20 protein-coding genes and 2 pseudogenes are annotated in these 19,270 nt (G+C 61.8%); 5 read left to right on the forward strand and 17 right to left on the reverse strand.

Features of this window, described 5'->3' with window-relative positions; all coding sequences use genetic code 11:
• Positions 1-111 precede the first annotated feature (111 nt).
• Positions 112-1,143 (reverse strand): aldo/keto reductase, encoded by a 1,032-nt coding sequence (locus FHX08_RS03935; RefSeq protein ID WP_132653985.1) that lies wholly within the window; start codon positions 1,141-1,143, stop codon positions 112-114.
• A 175-nt stretch (positions 1,144-1,318) separates the two neighbouring features.
• Between FHX08_RS03935 and FHX08_RS03940 the strand changes: the two genes are divergently transcribed.
• Positions 1,319-1,936 carry a TetR/AcrR family transcriptional regulator gene (locus FHX08_RS03940; RefSeq protein WP_132654336.1) on the forward strand — a complete coding sequence of 206 codons (618 nt, stop codon included), beginning with the start codon at positions 1,319-1,321 and terminating at the stop codon, positions 1,934-1,936.
• 18 nt (positions 1,937-1,954) lie between these two features.
• Here FHX08_RS03940 and FHX08_RS03945 read toward each other — a convergent pair.
• From FHX08_RS03945 to FHX08_RS03955, 3 genes and pseudogenes are all read right to left on the reverse strand, one after another.
• Positions 1,955-2,922, reverse strand: a pseudogene (locus tag FHX08_RS03945) (DMT family transporter).
• A 55-nt stretch (positions 2,923-2,977) separates the two neighbouring features.
• The gene (locus FHX08_RS03950) at positions 2,978-4,462 is read right to left on the reverse strand and encodes a murein L,D-transpeptidase (protein WP_132653986.1); all 1,485 of its coding nucleotides are present in this window, start codon (positions 4,460-4,462) and stop codon (positions 2,978-2,980) included.
• 243 nt (positions 4,463-4,705) lie between these two features.
• The gene (locus tag FHX08_RS03955) at positions 4,706-5,359 is read right to left on the reverse strand and encodes a dihydrofolate reductase family protein (protein WP_132653987.1); all 654 of its coding nucleotides are present in this window, start codon (positions 5,357-5,359) and stop codon (positions 4,706-4,708) included.
• 191 nt (positions 5,360-5,550) lie between these two features.
• On the opposite strand from FHX08_RS03955, the gene FHX08_RS03960 reads away from it, so the two are divergent.
• On the forward strand, positions 5,551-6,300 hold the full coding sequence (locus tag FHX08_RS03960; protein ID WP_184326874.1) for a prolyl oligopeptidase family serine peptidase: 750 nt from the start codon (positions 5,551-5,553) through the stop codon (positions 6,298-6,300).
• A 16-nt stretch (positions 6,301-6,316) separates the two neighbouring features.
• Here the strand turns inward: FHX08_RS03960 and FHX08_RS03965 are convergent, their stop codons facing one another.
• The 3 genes from FHX08_RS03965 to FHX08_RS03975 form a co-directional block, all read right to left on the reverse strand.
• A complete protein-coding gene (locus FHX08_RS03965) occupies positions 6,317-7,819 on the reverse strand; it encodes a DHA2 family efflux MFS transporter permease subunit (protein ID WP_132653989.1) in 1,503 nt (500 codons plus the stop codon).
• A gap of 211 nt (positions 7,820-8,030) precedes the next feature.
• Positions 8,031-8,294: a DUF982 domain-containing protein gene (locus FHX08_RS03970; protein ID WP_132653990.1), complete on the reverse strand. Its 264-nt coding sequence runs from the start codon at positions 8,292-8,294 to the stop codon at positions 8,031-8,033.
• 569 nt (positions 8,295-8,863) lie between these two features.
• On the reverse strand, positions 8,864-9,064 hold the full coding sequence (locus tag FHX08_RS03975) for a hypothetical protein (protein ID WP_132653991.1): 201 nt from the start codon (positions 9,062-9,064) through the stop codon (positions 8,864-8,866).
• Between the two features lie 190 nt (positions 9,065-9,254).
• Between FHX08_RS03975 and FHX08_RS03980 the strand changes: the two genes are divergently transcribed.
• Both FHX08_RS03980 and FHX08_RS03985 read left to right on the forward strand, forming a co-directional pair.
• Positions 9,255-9,440 carry a hypothetical protein gene (locus tag FHX08_RS03980; RefSeq protein WP_132653992.1) on the forward strand — a complete coding sequence of 62 codons (186 nt, stop codon included), beginning with the start codon at positions 9,255-9,257 and terminating at the stop codon, positions 9,438-9,440.
• A gap of 131 nt (positions 9,441-9,571) precedes the next feature.
• Entirely contained in the window at positions 9,572-9,802 is a 231-nt protein-coding gene (locus tag FHX08_RS03985; protein WP_132653993.1) for a hypothetical protein, read from the forward strand.
• 288 nt (positions 9,803-10,090) lie between these two features.
• Here FHX08_RS03985 and FHX08_RS03990 read toward each other — a convergent pair whose 3' ends face one another.
• The 7 genes and pseudogenes from FHX08_RS03990 to FHX08_RS04020 form a co-directional block, all read right to left on the reverse strand.
• Positions 10,091-10,726 carry an NrsF family protein gene (locus FHX08_RS03990; protein WP_184326875.1) on the reverse strand — a complete coding sequence of 212 codons (636 nt, stop codon included), beginning with the start codon at positions 10,724-10,726 and terminating at the stop codon, positions 10,091-10,093.
• Positions 10,713-11,279 (reverse strand): sigma-70 family RNA polymerase sigma factor, encoded by a 567-nt coding sequence (locus FHX08_RS03995; RefSeq protein ID WP_132653995.1) that lies wholly within the window; start codon positions 11,277-11,279, stop codon positions 10,713-10,715. The genes FHX08_RS03990 and FHX08_RS03995 overlap by 14 nt, the downstream gene beginning before the upstream one ends.
• Positions 11,280-11,490: 211 nt before the next feature.
• The gene (locus tag FHX08_RS04000; protein ID WP_132653996.1) at positions 11,491-12,018 is read right to left on the reverse strand and encodes a DoxX family protein; all 528 of its coding nucleotides are present in this window, start codon (positions 12,016-12,018) and stop codon (positions 11,491-11,493) included.
• Positions 12,011-12,814: a DNA-binding domain-containing protein gene (locus FHX08_RS04005; RefSeq protein ID WP_132653997.1), complete on the reverse strand. Its 804-nt coding sequence runs from the start codon at positions 12,812-12,814 to the stop codon at positions 12,011-12,013. The genes FHX08_RS04000 and FHX08_RS04005 overlap by 8 nt, the downstream gene beginning before the upstream one ends.
• Entirely contained in the window at positions 12,801-13,742 is a 942-nt protein-coding gene (locus FHX08_RS04010; RefSeq protein ID WP_132653998.1) for a DUF692 domain-containing protein, read from the reverse strand. Before FHX08_RS04010 ends, FHX08_RS04005 begins: the two co-directional genes overlap by 14 nt.
• A gap of 39 nt (positions 13,743-13,781) precedes the next feature.
• The gene (locus tag FHX08_RS04015) at positions 13,782-14,096 is read right to left on the reverse strand and encodes a DUF2282 domain-containing protein (protein ID WP_132653999.1); all 315 of its coding nucleotides are present in this window, start codon (positions 14,094-14,096) and stop codon (positions 13,782-13,784) included.
• A 272-nt stretch (positions 14,097-14,368) separates the two neighbouring features.
• Positions 14,369-15,108 (reverse strand): annotated as a pseudogene (locus FHX08_RS04020) (carbon-nitrogen hydrolase family protein).
• Between the two features lie 402 nt (positions 15,109-15,510).
• Between FHX08_RS04020 and FHX08_RS04025 the strand changes: the two are divergent.
• A complete protein-coding gene (locus FHX08_RS04025; protein WP_132654000.1) occupies positions 15,511-16,134 on the forward strand; it encodes a hypothetical protein in 624 nt (207 codons plus the stop codon).
• A 114-nt stretch (positions 16,135-16,248) separates the two neighbouring features.
• On the opposite strand, the gene FHX08_RS04030 is transcribed toward FHX08_RS04025, so the two are convergent.
• The 3 genes from FHX08_RS04030 to FHX08_RS04040 are packed head-to-tail and all read right to left on the reverse strand — an operon-like array spanning position 16,249 to position 19,207.
• The gene (locus FHX08_RS04030) at positions 16,249-17,001 is read right to left on the reverse strand and encodes an ABC transporter ATP-binding protein (protein WP_132654001.1); all 753 of its coding nucleotides are present in this window, start codon (positions 16,999-17,001) and stop codon (positions 16,249-16,251) included.
• Positions 16,995-18,065: a FecCD family ABC transporter permease gene (locus tag FHX08_RS04035; RefSeq protein ID WP_132654002.1), complete on the reverse strand. Its 1,071-nt coding sequence runs from the start codon at positions 18,063-18,065 to the stop codon at positions 16,995-16,997. The genes FHX08_RS04030 and FHX08_RS04035 overlap by 7 nt, the downstream gene beginning before the upstream one ends.
• A 5-nt stretch (positions 18,066-18,070) precedes the next feature.
• On the reverse strand, positions 18,071-19,207 hold the full coding sequence (locus tag FHX08_RS04040; RefSeq protein WP_132654003.1) for an ABC transporter substrate-binding protein: 1,137 nt from the start codon (positions 19,205-19,207) through the stop codon (positions 18,071-18,073).
• Positions 19,208-19,270 lie beyond the last annotated feature (63 nt).

The raw sequence follows: 19,270 nt of genomic DNA on the forward strand, positions 1-19,270 counted from the left end.
CCGCTTCCCCGGACCCGCTCGGCTCCCGAAGAGGCGTATTGGTCTCGACTATGTTGCCGATGTGCTGAAGGCCCCGCGGGAATAGCGGCGCCTTCGATGCTGTCTTGCCGATCAGGCGGCGGCGCGCTCGGCGGGCGGGCGGCGGCGCAAGCTCGCGGTTTGGATTGCCGGGGGCCGGTAGTTGGCCTCCAGCGGGCCGGTCTCGGTGCCTGGCGGCACGATGGCGTCGATGGCATCGAGCAGTTCGTCGCTCAGCCGCACCTGCGCGCCGGCCAGGAGATCATCGAGCTGTTCCATGGTGCGCGGCCCAAGGATGGCCGACGTGACGCCCGGATGTGCAATGACGAAGGCAAGCGCCATGTGGGTGAGCGAGATGCCGGCGCCTTCCGCGATCGGGATGAGCTGCTCAACGGCATCGAGACTGTTTTCGTTCGACATCTGCTTCGGGAAATAGGCAACGCGGCCGCTCTCGGGGAGTGCTGCATTGCGGCGATAGCGGCCGGTGAGCATGCCCATGGCAAGCGGGCTCCAGACCAGCGCGCCCATGCCGTAGCGTTCGAGGGCCGGCAGGACTTCGCGTTCGATGCCACGGTGCAGGATGGAATAGGGGGGCTGCTCGGTGCGGAAGCGGGCGAGCCCGCGCTTTTCGGCCACCCATTGCGCCTCGATGATCTCGGAGACAGGGAAGGTGGAGGAGCCGATAGCGCGGATCTTGCCCTGGCGCATCAGGTCTGTCAGCGCCGACAGCGTTTCCTCGATATCGGTATCGGGGGCGGGGCGATGCATCTGGAAGAGATCGATATAATCGGTCTGCAGACGGCGCAATGAGTCCTCGACCGCGCGATAGATCCAGCGGCGCGAGCTGCCCTGCTGGTTCGGATCCTGGCCCATTGGGATGAAGCATTTGGTGGCGAGCACGACATTGTCGCGCCGGCCCTTTAGCGCCTTGCCGACGATTTCCTCGGATTCGCCGTGGCTATACATGTCGGCGGTGTCGATGAAGTTGATGCCGGTATCAAGTGCCTTATGGATGATGCGGATGGAATCGTCATGATCGGCATTGCCGATCGCGCCGAACATCATGGCGCCAAGGCAATAGGGGCTGACCTTGATGCCAGTGCGGCCAAGGGGACGGTATTGCATCTTCGTTTCCTTTTGAACGCGCTACCCTCGCGGGCAGGTTTTTGAATCGGGTAAAAGCCCCGGCGGACAGGCCTTGCCACTGGCAAAGACCTGCCGAACAGGGTATAAAAGCGCATCCGGAACGCGGTTCCGTTTATACGGAACAATGTTCCGCTTTGCAAGGGGTGTTGATGTGATGGACGGGATGGACAGCCCGGGCGAGGCGCGTGAGGCCGATGGCGGCCATGAAAGGCCGGTGCGGGCGGATGCGCGGCGCAATCTGGATCTGCTCTTGAAGGCCGCCCTGGCGGTATTTGCGACATCGGGCGTGGATGCGCCGGTGCGCGAGATCGCGGAGAAAGCCGGCGTCGGCGTCGGCACGGTCTACCGCCACTTTCCGCAGCGCTCCGATCTCATCAAGGCGGTAATGCGCAACGAGGTGGATGCCTGCGCCGATGCAGCTACGACGCTTGCGGCCGAACATGAGCCCGGCGAGGCGCTGTCGCGCTGGATGCAGCGCTTTGCCGATTTCATCATGGCCAAGCGCGGCCTTGCCGCGGCACTCCACTCCGGCGATCCGGCCTATCAGGCGCTGCCGGCCTATTTTGATGAGCGCATGATCCCCGCCTTGCAGGGACTGCTGGATCGAGCCGTTGCGGCTGGATCTGCACGCGGCGATGTGGAGGCGAGCGAACTCTTGCGCGCCGGCGCGCAGCTTTCCAATCTCGGGCAGGGGGATGATCCGGCGACGACGCGGCGGATGATCGCGCTCCTGGTGGACGGGCTGCGTTATGGGGCGGGGGCGAAAGACTAGGGTTTGCGCGCGCCGCCTTCAGGCGGCGGCTGCGGCCTTCGTCTTCGGCTTCAGCAGAATAATCAGCAGCAGTCCGGCGATGATGAGGACCGCACCTTCGAGGTGGTAGGTCTGCAGCTTTTCACCGAGGATGAAATAGGCGAGCACGGCAATAAAGATCGTCTGGATGTAGAGCAGCACGCCGGCGCGGGCGGCACCAAGCGCCTCGATGCTGCGATTGAAGAGGTAATACATCAGCGCGCCGCCGGGGATCGCGACGTAGGCGAGTGCGATGAGGCCGCCGGCGTTGAGCGTCGAGCGTTCGTCGGAGGCGAGTTCGTAGAGATAGAAGGGAAGAGCAGTCACTGCGGCGGCGCCGAGAAGCAGGCCAGCAGGGCCAGGCGATTCAGATCGAACTTCGCGCGGCGCAGCAGCACGGTGTAGAGGCTGAAGCAGAAGGCGCCGGCGACGATCCAGAGTTCGCCGGGATTGAGATCGAGGCGCAGCAACACGTCCGGGCTGCCCTTGACGATGATGACGACGATGCCGAGGAAGGCGAGGATCGAGCCAGCCACCTGCCAGCTTCCCATCGGCTCTGAGAGCATCAGGCGAGCGAGGATCATGGTGATGATCGGGATCAGCGCGATGATGATGCCGGCGGTGGTGGCATCGGCATGCTGGAGGCCGACGAAGATCAGGCCCTGGCAGACGGCCAGGCCCATGCCACCGATAAAAAGCAGCTCCAGGCCGCGGTTTCGCACCAGCGCAAGCATATCGGAAAAATGGTGATGCACGATCGGCAGCAGGATTGCGAAGGCGATCAGTACGCGCCAGAAGCAGAGCGCCCAGGGCGGCATTTCTGCGGAAACCCATTTGGCGGCGATGTAAACCCCGGCCGACAGCAGCCAACAGAGGACACCTACGGAATAGGCTCCTGCAAGCGAACCGCCTGCCGCCTGTTCCGTCCCGACAGTATCACGATGGACTGCCAAGACATGGATCGCCATTGGCTAGTTATGCCACAGTTTTCGGGCGCCGCACAGGTGAGGGTTCCGTCTAAGATTACGTCCGGCTCGCGGTCGTTGCCGAAATCGCGTTCAGCGTCTGCGCATCGCGGCCATAGATATCGTCGAAATAGTGGATGACGCCGTCATCCGTCGGCCAGGCGGTGAAATAGGAGACGTAGACAGGCACCTCTTCCGGCACCGGCATGTCCTTCTTGACGCCATCGGAGATCTGCTGATCGACGAATTCGACCGGAGCCTTCAGAACCGCAGCGGCCATGGCCTTCGGATTCTCCAGGCGCACGCATCCGTGGCTGAACATGCGGTCCTGCGAGGCGAACTTACCGCGTGCCGGTGTATCGTGCATGTAGATGTCGTGCGAATTCGGGAAGAGGATCTTCAACTGGCCGAGCGCATTGTCCGGGCCTGGGGGCTGGACGACGCCGATATTCTCAAGCGGCTGCGACCAGTCCACCTTGGCTGACGGCATGGTCTTGCCCTTGACCGAGACGACGTAGCCTTCCTTGTCCAGATAGGCGGGGTCGCGCTTCAGATGCGGCAGCATCTCGTTACGGATGATCGATTGCGGCACGCCCCAGTCCGGATTGAATTCCACCGTCTTGATCGAGGCGTCGAAGAAATTCGTCTGGTGGTCCTGCTGGCCGATCACGGCCTTCATCGAGAGCGTCAGCGTACCGTTTTCATAATAATAGGCCATGTAGGCCGGCTGGTTGATGAAGACGTATCGCTCCGGAAATTCCTGCGGCAGCCAGCGCATTTCCTCCATCGCCACGATCACCTTGTTGATATTGGCGGAGTTACCGCCGCCCTGGCCTGACGTGCGCAGGTAGTGCAGTTCGGCGGCGAGCTGGGCGAATTTCGGGTTGCTCGGCAGCAGGCGGTCGAAGACCACCATCAAGTCCGGCGTGGCGGCGAGCTGGGCAATGGTGCCCTTCAGGTCGACCGGCTTGCGCTTGAAATCATAGTAGTTGGAGAGCTTGTTGGGATCGATGCGGCCCCGGAAATTATCCTGAAGGAACATCAGCATCTTGCTGGAAAGAGACACTTCGAACGCAGCGAGAGCCTTGCCGCGGTCGCCTCCCTGAGGAGGGGCAACGGCGTAATCGCCGGCATTCAATCCCCAGTCATCGGCCTGTTTCAGGAGGTCGAGGGCCTGTGCGGCCTTCGCTGTCGGCCCCTTACCATTGACCCAGATGAGCTTCGCTTTAGGCTGGGCATAATAAGCCTCGACCGCCTCGGCGATGTCGTTGTTCATCGAGATCTGGAGGCTGTCCATTTCGTTCAGCACTTTGGCCTGATTGCCGCTGGCTGAATCAAAAAAAGCCGACAGCGACGTGCCCGTATCCTGTCGGACGATATGGACGGGGCGACGGGCGGGAACCGTGTAGCCGGGCTTCGGGCTTGCCTGAGTGACCGGTGGGGCCGCCGGCTGCGGCTCGGCGCGCACGGCAATTGCACTCCCCGAGAGCACCAGAAGACCGGCCAGCGGCGCAATCCAGCGGGAAGATGGTCTAAGCGGCATTCTGATGTCCTCGAAACTCGATAAAAATACTGTCGCGGCGCGCATTTTGCCCGGTGTGGGCAATCCTTGTGGGTGAAGCCCGACTAGAACCCCAACATTCGGGCAGAAGATGGGCATTCATCGTCTCTGGCAAGCCCACGGATGACAGAAGCTGTTGGAACGAAATCACTTTTTCGACAGCAGTGGCATCATTCCGACAGCGGCGGGATCGAGCTACCCGCCGCTGCTGCGATCAGGGCATGGCTAGTGCCAGTTCCGACGGCGTTCGAGTTCGGCCTCGGACGGCTGATCATCGGCAAACGAACCCGTCGGCACTTCGCCGTTCCGCTCATAGGTCGCGACGATGACGCCCTTGCTCGATATCAGCGATCTGGTGAGATGGAGCGCGCGCGGCATCGCGCTGCCGTCGGCAAACAGCCGTTTGCCCTTGCCGAGGAGCAGCGGAAAGGTCAGCACGGTCATTTCGTCGATCAGATCATTGGCAAGCAGGGTCTGGATGAGATCGCCGGAGCCCTGGATCAGCAGGTCAGGCCCGTTTTCCTGTTTTATTTTCTTGAGACTTGCGACGATGTCGGGGCCGAGCGCATGGCTGTTCTGCCAGGTCAGCGAGTCCGGGCGGTGTGTTGCCACATATTTCGTTGCCGGATTGAAGGCCTTGGCGATGTCGTCGTTCTGATAGGGCCAGTAGGCGGCGAAGATGTCGTAGGTTCTGCGGCCGAGCAGCAGGGCAAAGGGCTTTGCGAAGAGCTCGTTGATCACGGCTCCCGTTGCCTCGTCCCAGTAGTGGAATACCCAGCCACCGAACCTGAAACCGTTGACGGGATCCTCGTGAGGGCCGCCGGGTGCCTGCATGACGCCGTCGAGGCTGACGAACGTGGAGGCGATGATCTTTCTCATGGATGTTTCTCCTCTTGGCGATCCGCGCCATCAGGGCTGGATCTCGACCTGAGGACGAAGCACGCGACAGTATGCCGACAAATTCCCAGGGAATTTATGGAAGACTTGCCGGTTTCGACGTGCGATTTTCTCCAATCTGGAGGGAGGAGAGGCTGGCCGGTGGCGCGCCTCCTGCCTGAGATGCGAAGGATGTGACGCGACATCTCATCGACAGGGGCGACGGGGCGAGTGTGGAGCTTTTTCAAGCGCGGCCTGAGAGTGAAACGCCGGTTGGAGCGATCCTCTTTGTCCACGGCAATCAGGGCGGTCGGCTCATTGGCGCGAAGGAGGCCGTCGATGCTGGCGCGCTGGTTCGGTTCTGCTCCGGTTTGAAGATTACCGCGGCGGCGGTCTCGCAACCGGGTTTCGGAGGTTCTGATGGACCGGCGGATTTCTGCGGCCCGGACACGCAGCGGGCGATCGTCGCGGCGCTCTCCTTCCTGCGGGAGCAGCCTGCTGTCGATCCGTCCCGCATCGTTCTCTACGGCAACAGCAGGGGAGCGGTCGCTTCGGCAATGGTGGCGACCCAGGCTCCCGATCTCAGGGCCGTCATTCTGCGCAGCGGCGTCTACGATCTCAAGGCTGCCTATGAGACCGGTTCGAAAGGTCTGCGGTGGGCGATCGAGCAGGAAGCCGGTCTTACGAGCGACGCCTTTCTCGCCCGCTCGGCCCTGCATCACGCACAGAGGATGCGGGCAGAAACCCTGTTGCTGCACGGCAGGCTCGACGAGCGAGCGCCCGTTGCCCAGGCCGAACGGTTCTCGGATGCGCTCTCTGAGGCCGGAGTGCCGGTGACGCTCCACGTGTTCGAATGCGGGCACGACATTCCCCGGGAATATGCGCAGATGGCGCAGCGCTCCTTTCTGCAAAGGATGTTCGATCCCATCGTGACATTCCACTAAGCCAGCGTGATGGGCCTCAATGGCCGAGTGGCTGCCCCTCGGGCTGGCTGGGCTGGCTGGGCTGGCTGGGCGGGCGGCGGACGTAGAAGGATGCGACAACGGCCGCCAGCGAAATCAGCGCGCCGACGAAGAAGGCGGACTGCATGCCGCCGACGGTTGCCGTTGCGGCATCTGCTTTCCCTTGAGTCAGGATTCCGGCACGCCAGGTCATGATGGCGACATAGAGCGTCGTGCCGGCGGCGCCGGCGACCTGTTGGGTGGTGCCGATGATGGCGCTGCCGTGGGAATAGAGTTTCGGCGGCAGCGAGCCGAGGCTGACGGTAAAGAGCGGCGTGAACATCAGCGCAAGGCCGATGCTGAGCACGATGTGGATGGCGAGGACCATCCAGACCGGGGTCGTCGTGGAGATGAAGGTCAGGCTCCACATGACGCCGCTGAAGAGGACGGCGCCGGGAATGACGAGGCGGGCAGGCCCGTAGCGGTCGAAGAGCCTGCCGACGAAGGGGGCGCAGAGGCCCATGATGAGGCCGCCCGGCAGCAGGAGGAGGCCGGTCGTGAGCGTCGTCTGGCCGAGCACCGACAGAAGATAAATCGGCAGCAGGATGAAGACCCCGAACATCGACATCATCAGGATCGCCATCATGCCCGCAGCGATCGTGAAGGTCTTCGTCTGCAGGGTGCGCAGATCGAGCAGTGCCCGCTCACGCTTCTGCAGATGGATCTGCCGCCAGACGAAGATGGCGATAACGGCGGCACCGGCAAGAAGCATGACGCGCGGATCGAATGGCGTCGCACCCGCTTCGGGCGGGGCGCCGAGTTCGCTGACGCCGAAGACGAAACTGCCGAAGCCGATGGCCGACAGCACGACGGAGACAACATCGAGCGGCGCCTTTGACGGCACGGTGACGTTTTCGATTTTCGCCGCACCAAGCGCAAGGGCCGCAAGCGCGATCGGCAGCACCAGAAGGAAGAGCCAGCGCCAGTCGAGCGTGGAGAGGATGAGGCCGGAGATCGTCGGGCCGATGGCAGGCGCCACCGAGATGACGATGGAGATATTGCCCATTGTCCGGCCGCGCGAATGCGGCGGAACGAGATTCATGATTGTCGTCATCAGGAGCGGCATCATGATCGCCGTGCCGGATGCCTGGACAATGCGGCCGACGACCAAGAAGGGAAAGCCGGGAGCGAGGGCGGAGACCAGCGTACCGGCGGAAAAGAGCGACATGGCGAGGATGAAGACCGGCCGCGTGTTCAGCCGCTGCAAGAGAAAGCCCGTCACGGGTATGACGACGGCCATTGTCAGCATGAAGGCGGAGGTCAGCCATTGGGCGGAGCTAGCCGGAATCTTCAGATCGTTCATCAGGTGCGGGATCGCCACACCCATGATGGTTTCGTTGAGAATGACCACGAAGGCGGAGACGAGCAGCAGGCCGATCACCAGCCGGTTACGGGCGCTATGGTCTTCGACCGGCAGTTCGGCCTGTTCTTCAATCTCTGAAAGCAAGGGTTCACTGGTCATGGTGTTCCTGTATCCATGTCTGAAAGAAGTGGTTCTGCCTTAAGACGAACGTGCCGCGCCTTTTGCGACAGGCGGCATGGTTATTTTCTATGTCTTCATGCGGTCGGTAGGATGCAAGGCGATTTTTGCGGGGAGGCACGGAAAATGGGTGCGTTCGCGCCGCCGGAGATGGAGGCTTCGCCCGGAAATTACCGCAGCTATGCCTTTGGCTTCAATGAACGATGGTCAACGCGGCAATGCCCGCCTCATCGGCGGCGCGCAAAAATGCCTCACGGAACTTCTCCGGGGCAACCTCTCCGGTGATGGCGTCGATACACGCCTTGACGGCGATCATATATTCTTCTCCGTCATCAAAAGGCCAGTCCTTTATCAGCAGATATGCCGCATCGCCGAGCGTACGCACGACCGTGTGCGTTTCCCGACCGCGCAAAACCAGCCCGACCGGCGCGAATGCCGACGATGTGTTCCAGCTCATTGTCCTGGACCCCTCAAGGCACGGAGATTAAGACCCGTAAACACACTATACGCGCGAATTATGAAATTCGGAATTGCGGAATGCGTGAATGTTGAGCAAGTGACTTATTTGTTCCTGCGGACGGCGGGCGGCTGGACCCGAGGATGGTATCTGGAACGAAATGGCAACCTCCGACGCCAAATTGCGCCTCCACGGATTTCGATCCACACTATTTCCACAGGTTATCCACAGGTATTGCTGAATTCTCCCCCAACGCTTTCAACGACATATGCTTCTAAGTGGTCGGTCTGCCCCAGATGGGTGATGTGACCGCCCGATGACACCAGGGATATCTTCCGGGAAACTGACCTAACGGCCACAATGCCCGGCTATCTTGTCCCTCCCTCCTTGAGCGCTGGGCGGCGGACGCTCGGAGGTGGGAGGCGGCAGGCATTCATGAGGGCCTGCCGCCTTCATCGCCCGGAATGAAAGGCAAATCGGCAGCTGGCGTTCTCTCCAACAAAAAGGACCCGCTCACCAGGGAGCGGGCCTCAGGGGTGCCCGGAGTCGGACGGGCATAGGAAAAACGCTTAGATATGGGCCGCCGCATCAAGGTTCCAGCTGTCCGGCCTCTTCGGGAGCGCAAAGCTCCTGTCGCTTGCTGGACGGGCGTTCTGACGGACCGCCGTGTCGAGCAGGTTCGCAAATGAGGCCAGGCTGACCTTGTCGGCATGAAGCATCTGGCGGATCAACGGATCTCTCAGCATTTCCGATGGGGTCATCTCGTGCATGGTTGTCCTCCGGTGACTGGTTTCCGACGCTTGCGGTACTTTACATCTGTAATGCTATGAATGCATGTCGCGGCGATGGCGAAAAGACGGCAAACGAGGTTCATTCGGGCTAGCTCCAATGTGGCATTGGCCTGCCAATTTATCGGATGCTAGCCTGACAGCCGGGAGAACCACAGCGGAGGACGGGCAGATGGAAGCCAGAATGTTCGACGAGATCACGGTGGAGCCGGCCGCGCTCAAAGCCGAGATTGCCGCGATCAACGCCCGGCCGCTGCCTCTCATGGACCTGAAATATGCGCAGGCAGAACTGAAGGCCAGGCCGGGCAAGATCCGCAAGCATTTCGGCAAGACGAGAGCGACGAAACCGGATGTGTAATATCAGGCTTGGCAACGCTATTTTGACCATGACTGCATTTTCTGACGTTTGCTCACATTTTGCCGATTGCATGTGAATGAGAAAGCCGCTCTTTTGTCGTCCATATCCCTAATTTAGAGATCCTGACCGCCATGAACCGTTACGACATCGAGCGCCGGAACGAAGACGACTGGATTGTGATCGACCGCCAGACCGGCGCGCCCGTGCCGCATCTGCCGGAAAAACTCGGAAGCAGGCTCGAAGCCCAGGCACTTGCCGATTTCCGCAACCGGCTCGCCATCCCGCAACAGGAGCGCATTCGCTCCCGCCTCGATACGCTGCGGTTTGCCTGGCAGGCGCTGACGGGAAAGCGGACGCGCTAAAGCGTGTCGCGATCGCCAGGTCTTTGTGTCGACATGATTGCGCATGGGCTCCGGTCACAGAGGCAAAAAGGCCCGCCGAAGCGGGCCAAATTGCTGTTTTTTGGGTAATACAGGCTGGACCGCATGACGCGCCGTGAGGTGCATGGTTCCGTCAAAGGAAGTGCGCCGTACGGTCCGCATGCCAGACTGAAATCGAGATCAAAAGTTCCCGCAGCCTGATGAATATTCTGCTCTTGTTCCGCCGGCTTCCTCCTGGGCGGGGAATATCGATATCGGCGATAACCGGCGCTACCAGCGAAGGATTTTTCGGCCAAGGAGAAATCCCGCCGCGGTCGCGACCAATATGCCGATCGAATACCATGTCGCCAGAAACAACGGGCTGTCGTCCGGGCAGTGCCAGGCGTAGATGGCGGCTGCAATACCACCGGCGGCAAGGCCCGCGACAGCACCTGCCGTGCCCGGATTTTCCGGGGCGCCCTGGCGGACGGAATAGAGGATCGCCGCAAGCGGGGCAATCGACAGCGTGGGGACGAAGAACAGGCAGAAGGCGGAGAAATGGCCCTCCATGCTGCTTGCCCAGGCTGCCTGGGGCACGACGAGCAGTTCGGTGGCGATGCCGATGACCAGAATCGCCAGCGGCAGGGCGAGCGTCATGGCCGCCGAGCGCAGCGACACGCCGGGCTTGCCGATCAGGAAGGCGAGGCGGGTGGCTGATATGGCGAGCAACAGGGTGATGCCGAGCTTGAAGAGGACGCGCGGCGTCTCGATCATTTCGGCCATATTTCTGCGAATGCCGATGGTGGAGAGCAGCAGGCCGGCGGAGAACACCACGCCGATGGCAAGCGCGATCAGAAAGACGCGACCGAAGCGGACGCGCACGCGCGCATCTTTTGTCAGCAGGTTGATCAGGTCATCCGTTTTCACGCGTATTGCTCCGATAGAGGGCCGCCAATCCTTTGAGTGCCCTGTGCAGCGCCACTCGCACGGCGCCTTCCGTCATATGTAACTTCTCGGCGGTTTCGCGGATACCGGCGCCGCCGAGCGAGATCGAGCGGACGATTTCGCGCTGCGGATCGCGCAGGCCTTCCAGCATGCGGTCGACATCGATCCGATCGGCGCCGTCTTCCTGGCGGTCGGCTTCCAGCGTTTCCATCACGTCCTCGATCGGCACGCTGACATGACGGCCGCGCCGGCGCAGGCTGTCGATCAGCTTGTTGCGCACGATGGTCGAAAGCCACGGGCCGATCGGCCGGGACATATCCCAGGTGCCGCGCTTCAGGTGCACAGCCAGCAGAACTTCCTGCACCACGTCTTCCACCTCGCTCGGCGGGGCACCGAACTGGTCGCAGCGCCGGCGCGCGATCGACCGCAGATAGGGTGTCACGGCCTTCAGGAAACGGTCATAGGCCAGCGCGTCGCCGGCGATTGCCGCGCGCATCCAGGCCGCCCATTCCTCTTCGCGGGCCGAATATTTCATCCGCCACTATCCTCTACGCACGGACCCACGTGTTTATTACCGTCATCCTGAGAATTTTGATGACGCGGCACGTGAGGCAAGGCCGGCGTCGGCGCCTATTGAGCGCATCGGCGGGCAAACGGCAAGAGTAGTGCGGCAACAAAGCGCAAAAGCCGCCCGGCTCGATGCGGAGCCGGGCGGGCGTTCGTGTCGATGACTGCTGCTATGTGTTCTAGCGGTTGGCAGCGCCTGACATCCGCGCAATCAGATGGTCGAGCGATAGGCGGCCCGGCCCATAGCGCATGATGGCAAGTGCCATCGCCGCCCAGGTGATGTGGATGGGCCAGCCATCGGGCACGGTGAGTTCCACGATGAGCGTCATGAAGAGCAGGCCGAGACCGGCAAAACGGGTGGCGAGACCGAGCACAAGAAGGATCGGAAAGGTGATCTCGCCGCAGCCGGAGAGGAAGGCCATCACCGCCGGCATGGGGAAGGGATAGGGGCCGCCCGGCAGATGCAGCATGAATTCCTGCGTGAAGAGATCGATCGCCGTATCATTGAGCTGCAGGAAGCCATCCCATTTCAGGATGCCTGAGCGCCAGAAGGGAACGGCGAGCGCCACGCGGATGACGGCCTGGACGAAATCGGGTTGGGCGACGGCGCGGACAAGTCCGTCAGCCGCCGCCACAAGCCTCGCGAGCGGGGAGAGAGCGCCGTTGCGAGGCCCATTGCGAGGTACGGAGTCGAGCATATCAGACATTGGAAATCTCCGGTTCGATAGCGGAACAGGCGCCCGATGCGATCATCTCGCCGATGGCGGCTGAGAGATCGAATGCGGGGCAGGTGTCGAGCCCGGCTGCGACGGCGGCGGCAAGGCATTCGCCTGACAGAAGCGCGTTGAAGAAAGCGGCTCCGCCAGGCGGCAGGAGGCGCACCGTGACCTCGTCGTCGGCGCGAGTGATCAGTCCGTCTTCAGGGCGATCCTCGACGCGACCGATTGGGCCTGGGCCGCGATTCATGGCGAAGATAGTGACGGCGGGATGGTCAGATGAAATCACCCGCGTCGCCGGGTGCGGGCGGAAGATCACCGCACCGAGATCTTCCTGCGGCACGGCGGCGAGCGCTTCGGCGCGGAAGGCCGGTGCATCGGCCGCGTGATAGGCGTCCAGCCAGGCACGCTCGATCCTCGCCACATCCGAAAGCCAGGGCATATCGGCGGCATATTCGTAACGGTCGATGAAATCGGCGAAGTCGCGTCCGTATTCGAAGAGGAGCGGCGAGGCAGGCGGCGTCTCGCGCACGTGGAAACGGGCCATGGCGCGAAAGAAATCCGTGCCCGTAATGCGCTCGACTGCCGGGAAGATCGAAGAAAGCGCCGCAATCAGGCTGACGGTGACATTATTGCGGTAGACATTGTAGCGCTTCTCGGCCCGCTTGCCGCGCGGGCCGGTTACCAGATCAGGGGCGGGGGCATCGGGGGAAAGCAGGGCTGCGGAAAATTGCCCGGCGAAATTTGATGCCATTGGCCGGATCGGCAGGATGTCAGCCGAGTGCATGGGATGTCTTCCTGTCGCTCGCATGGCGATCGAGAATGGCTTGCGCCGCCAGCGCTTCGGCGCGCAGCACCGGCCAGTCGGGAATCTTGCTGTCCCATTCGATCAGCGTCGGGATCGGGCCACAGCGGGCGATCACGATCTTATAGAGCTGCCAGACGGCATCGGCGACCGGGCCGTCATGGCTGTCGATCAACAGCAGCTCGCCTTCGTCATCCTCCTGTTCGGCATGGCCGGCGAGATGGATCTCGCCGACTTTCGCCAGGGGAAAATCGCGCAGATATTCCAGCGCCGAGAAGCCGTGATTGGTGGCGGAAACAAAGACATTGTTGATGTCGAGCAGCAAACCGCAGCCCGTACGTCTCGATATCTCGCGGATGAAATCCGTCTCACTGATGGAGGATTCCGCAAAGAGCACATAGGTGGAGGGATTTTCGAGCAGGATCGGCCGGCCGATGGCATTCTGCATCTCGTCGATGTGATCGCAGACATGGGCCAGTGTCGCCGCCGTATAGGGCAATGGCAGCAGGTCGTTCAGATAGGTATCGACATGGGTCGACCAGGCGAGATGTTCGGAGACCAGCGCCGGCTCATAGCGGTCGACGAGGCTTTTGAAACGCCCGAGATGCTCGCGGTCGAGCGGCTGCGGGCCGCCGAGCGACATGCACACGCCATGCAGAGAAATCGGGTGGTCGCGGCGCACGCGTTCCAGCGCGCGATGCGGCGGGCCGCCGGCGCCCATATAATTTTCGGCGTGGATTTCGAAGAAATTCCGGGGACCCAATGCTTGGGGCCCGGTCTGCGCAGCAATGGCCGCCAGATGCTCCGGCTTGAAGCTGGTGCCGGCCTGGCCGGCGAGTGAATATGTCGGGAAGCGGAGGGTGCTTTCCGTCTCCATCAGAAGGTTGGTCGTCAAGGTGACGTTTGCCATAGGCGCCTCCGCTTTCCTGATATCAGCCCGATTTTCGGCTTAGATGTCGCGCGTCAGCGGCTTCAGCGAGCCGTGACGGCCGCCCGGCAGCTCAAGCGAGGCGCAGGTGCCGCCCTGGACGAATTTCCAGGAATTGCCCTGGAAGTCCTTCACGGAGGTTCCCTGGCAGGTCGTGCCCGGGCCGGCGGCGCAATCGTTCTGGCCCTTCAGTGCGACGCCGAAGCACTTTTCCTTGTGGGCGGCGATGGCAGCATTGGCCTCGGCCTTGGTCAGCGGGGCGGCACTTGCCATCGTGGCAAGAGCGGATGTGATTGCGCCGGCAAGAAGGGCGGTGCTGATGGAAGTCTTCAACATTGGTAGTCTCCGTTGCTTGAAACGCCCCTGTTTCAGCGGGGCACGTCGGGTATTCGCAACGGGAAAGCGGGTTGTTACAGACGTGGTGGTAACGAAGGCGTGATGGAGATTGGAGACAGAAGACCCCACCCCAACCCCTCCCCACAAGGGGAGGGGCTTAACCTGCCGCGCCTGGCTTTCCAGATCTTCGATGTTTCAAAAGGAGCGAGGTGGTGCTCCAGCTTAGGCCCTCCCTCTTTGGAGAGGGGTTTATTGCCCTCAGCCACTGCGATTTACCGTTCAATCGCCATATCAAACACCAGCAACCCCGGCACTTCCAACGGCAACTGCGCCACCACTTCTCCCGCCGGGTTCAACACCGCCGTCGGCCCCCAGGAAATGCGGCCCTCGCGTTCTCCCGTCACATCGGCCGATATCAGCCACAGACCGTCTCCCGGCAGCGTTCGCCTCTCGCAGCATTGTGTATGTCCCTGAATTCCTCGGCATTGGCGCGCGGCATCATGTTGTTGGCGCAGCAGACGAGCAGGGATGCGCCTGTGAGTGCGACCTTGCGGGCGGCCTCGGGGAAGCCGGTGTCGTAGCAGATGTTGATGCCGAAGCGCAGGCCATCGACCGTGAAGACTGGCGTCTCGGTTCCCGGCTGGAAGAAACTTTCTCCCTTGAGCAGATGCGCCTTGCGATATCGGCCGATCAGCTTGCCTTTTTCGATGACGACGGCGGTGTTGAACAGTGCTTCGCCTTCAGCCTCGATCATGCCCATGACGATCATGGGGGCGGCATCGGCGAGCCGGCTTTTGACGGCGGCGAATGCCAGGGATCCGAGATCCATGGCGGCTCTTCGTGCCGCTCCGGCCTCCGTCAGATAACCCTGCAGAAAACCTTCGGGAAAGATGAGGAGGCGGGCGCCTTCAGCTTCGGCGTGACGGATCACATCGAGCGCGTATGTCAGGGCGGCCTCGACATTTTCGCGATATTCCAAGGTCTGGGCGGCGGCGATGCGGACGGTTTTCATTCAGGGTTCCGGTTATTGTCGCTATTGTCCGTGTCCAAAAGGCAATATCCGTCGGCCGTATCATCGATGACCACCTCATCGAGATAAACCCCGCTCCCGATCACGACGGCTCTGCAGGCCTTCGGTGTGGAGATTTACACCGTCATTCGACTCGGATCACCTCCCAGCATGCGGAGGCCGGTGAGATTGTCCAGCTGCTGATATCGCCAGGCGCGGCGGCGCTCTTGAGGGCCGAGGGCATCGATATCGATGCGGAGGGCCGATCCAGTTTCTTGTCACCCGCTTTCCGGGGGATCGAGTGGAACTGCTCGTCTGAGCAGCATTTTGACGGCTGCGGGTATCATCGGGAACCTCGGGCTTCTTCGTCCGTTTGCGGAGAGGATGACATCGAGGAGGAGTCCCATGAGCAATCTCCATAACGACAGCGCCCCCGAATTTTCAGGCGGCGAGGGCCGCAGCACGCTGACTGCTTTCTTCGACAGCCGTGATGATGCGGAGAATGCTATCGACCGGCTGAGGAATTTGGGCATCACCAGCGTCAGAATGATGCCGGGATATGAGGCGGATAGCGACAAGGCCGGTGTTGCCGGCGACGACCGTGGCGGTTTCTGGGCGAAGCTGGAGGATTGGCTTTTTCCGGATGAGGACCGCTCTGTATATGCCGAAGGCCTGCGCCGTGGCGGCTTTCTGATCTCCGTCGAGGTCGACGACGCGACCTACGGCATCGCCCATGACATTCTCGACGACGAAGGCTCGATCGACATGGACGAGCGTGCAGACCTCTGGCGGGCGGAGGGCTGGGATGCCCGGAAGTCGAACGAAGCTCTCGCAGCATCGCGATATAGAACTCGTGGCTACGATCTCGATGAGGAGCCGCTGCTCGATCCGGAACTGCGTGACGATATCCTGCCGACCGGCCACCACCGCACGGTGGACGAAGCCAACGAAGATGCCGAGCGGGAGCTCCGTCGGGCACAAGATGTCGACGCGATGAAGCAGGACCAGACTATACCGCGTGGCCGATAACGGGCTGAAATCAGCAACGGTATGAAACAGAGGCGTCGGGGCCTCCGGCGCTTCAGGTTTTTATCGAGCATCGGATGCTCCGCCAAACCGCGGCACATTTTTGCGCGACATGCTTTAATGCGCCGTGCTGTCGACGATGACGTGGTCATAATCCATAGAGCATTTCTCGATACGAGCGTGGATTCTGTAGACCTCGCGCAGCATGTCGACGGTGACGACATCGCGCGGCTTGCCGCAGGCGCGCATGCGGCCGTTCTGGATCACCAGCACCTTGTCTGCGAAACGCAGCGCCTGGTTCAGGTCGTGGATGGCAATCAGCACGATCATGCCGCGCTTGCGGGCTTGGCGCTGCATGAAATCCAAAACCTCCACCTGGCGGTGAAGATCGAGCGCGCTGGTCGGCTCGTCCATCAGCATGATCTCGGGCTCGCGCACCAGCGCCTGGGCGATGGAGACGAGCTGGCGCTGGCCGCCCGAGAGCGCGCCGAGATCGCGGAAGGCGATCGCCTCGATGTTCAGCGCCTTCATGATATCGTCGATCAGCCTGAGATCCTGATCGCCGACGCCCCAGGACTGGCCCTGCTTGCGGGCAAGCAGGATCGATTCATAGACCGTCAGCACGGCGTTGGCCGAAGTATCCTGCGGCATGTAGCTGATGGCGTTTCTGGTCTTCGCGCCCTCGACCAGCACGTTTCCCGGGCCTTTCAGGAGGCCGGTAATGCGCTTGAAGAGGGTGGACTTGCCGGCGGCGTTGGGGCCAATGACGGCGACGAGCTCGCCGGCACTCAGTTTCGGGGTCGATACGCCTTCGACGAAGAGCTTGCGGCCGTGATAGGCACCGACCGATTGCAGCTGAAGCGCTACCATGAGCGGCTCCTGTTCGAGAGGATGAGCGAGAAGAAGAAGGGCACGCCGACGAGCGCGGTGATGATGCCGATCGGGAAAACGACGCCCGGAATGATCGACTTCGAGACGACCGAGGTCAGCGAGAGCAGCAGCGCGCCCGAAAGGATCGAGCCGGGCAGGAAGAAGCGCTGGTCTTCGCCGAGGATCATTCGGGCGATATGGGGGCCGACGAGGCCGACGAAGCCAATCGTGCCAACGAAACTGACGGGAACGGCTGCCAGCAGCGAGATGATCAGCATGGTCTCCAGCCGGATGCGGCGCACGTTGACGCCGAAGCTTGCCGCCTTGTCCTCGCCGAGGCGGATTGCCGTCAGCGCCCAGGCGTGGCGGGCAAACAGCGGCAGGGAAATCAGGAGCACGGTAAGCGTGATCCAGATCTTCGGCCAGGTGGCCTTGGTCAGGCTGCCCATGGTCCAGAAGACGACGGCCGAAAGTGCCTGTTCGGAGGCGAGATATTGCAGGAAGGCGAGAGCCGCATTGAAGGTGAAGACCAGCGCGATGCCGAGCAGCACGACCGTCTGCACCGAAACGCCGCGCGCCTGCGAGATGAAATGGATGAAGAGGGTGGCGATCAGCGCCATGACGAAGGCGTTGACCGGTACCAGCAGGCCGGCGGCGACGGGCAGGATCGGCACGCTGGTGACGATCGCAAGGGCCGCGCCGAAGCTTGCGGCGGCGGAAATGCCTAAGGTGAAGGGGCTTGCCAGCGGATTGGCAAGGATCGTCTGCATCTGCGCGCCGGCAACGGAGAGCGAGGCGCCGACGACGATCGCCATGACGGCGACCGGCATGCGAATATCCCAGACGACGGCGCGGATCTGCGCCGAGACGGAGTCGGGATCGAAGAGGGCCGTGACGACCTCGTCGAGGCCGTAGCGGGCCGGCCCCCAGGCGAGATCGACGGCGAAGGACAGGCAGAGCGCTGCCGTCATGGCAAAGAGAATCACAAGCTTGCGGCGGGCGAGGGCGCGATAGCGCGCCCTGCCTTCCTCGGCTTCGATCGGCATGGCGGCGATCTCTGCCATTGATCTTACTTTCCAGCCTTGGCGTCGACCCAGTAACCCGGCTGATAGGCGACGGGCAGGAATTTTTCGTGGAATTCCTTGAAGGTGGCATCCGGGTCGAGGTCGGCAAAGAGATCCGGGTGGAACCACTTGGCCAGTTGCTGGACGGCGACGAACTGGTAGGGGCTTGTGTAGAACTGGTGCCAGATCGCATGCACATTGCCATCGGCAACGGCCTCGGAGCCGGTGAAGGCCGGGTTCTGCATCAGCGCATCGAGCGCCTTGCGGCTGTCGTCGATCGTGCCAGCGGCAGCGGGGCCGACATTGACATAGTCCTTGGCGTCCTTGGTCTGGCTCCAGTTCGAGCCTGTCACGACGACGACATCGGGATTGGAGGCGACGACCTGTTCGGCATTGATCGAGCCGGTATAGCCCGGCAGGAAATCGGAGCCGAGATTGTGGCCGCCGGCCCAATCCACCATCAGGCCGAAATTATCAGGGCCGAAGGTACCGCAGCATTCGACGAGGCCGGCGGCGCGATACATGAAGACGTTTGGTTTCCTGGGGTTGGCTTCCTTCAGCTTGTCGGTAACGCGCGCCATCTGCTCTTTCCAATAGGCGGCGACGGCTTCGGCGCGGTCTTCGTGGCCGAAGAGCTTGCCGAGGATTTTCAGGCTCGGCTCGGTATTGGCGAGAATGTGCTCGCGGAAATCGATATAGACGATCTTCACGTCGATCTTGTTCAGCATGTCCTCGAGCTTCACCTCGTCGGCGGCCTGTTTGTTGCCGATCGGCAGCAGCATGAGGTCGGGGTGGAGTGCTACGACCGTTTCGGTCTGCAGCGTGCCATCGGTCAGGTTGCCGAGGAAGGGTAGGTCCTTGGCCTTGGGAAACTTTTCGACATAGGCGTTGAAACCGTCCTTGTCGGTCGTCCAGAGGTCGTTGCGCCAACCGACGATCTTGGCGAAGGGATCATCCTTCTCGATCGGGGCGACGGCATAGAGCATGCGGCCTTCGCCGAGAATCACGCGCTCGACCGGCTTCTCGAAAGTCACTTCGCGGCCGGCGACATCCTTGATGGTGAAGGGATCGGCAGAGACCGAGAACGGCAACAGTACCGCAACTGCGGCGGCGATTAGCGCAAGCAATTTCATAAAATTCATCTGGAAACTCTCCCCGTCCTCGGTTATTTCCCGAGGCATAGAAAAACTGAGTTTTGGAATCAA

Origin of the sequence: Rhizobium sp. BK529, from assembly GCF_014194105.1 — a bacterium.
GTDB lineage: Bacteria > Pseudomonadota > Alphaproteobacteria > Rhizobiales > Rhizobiaceae > Rhizobium.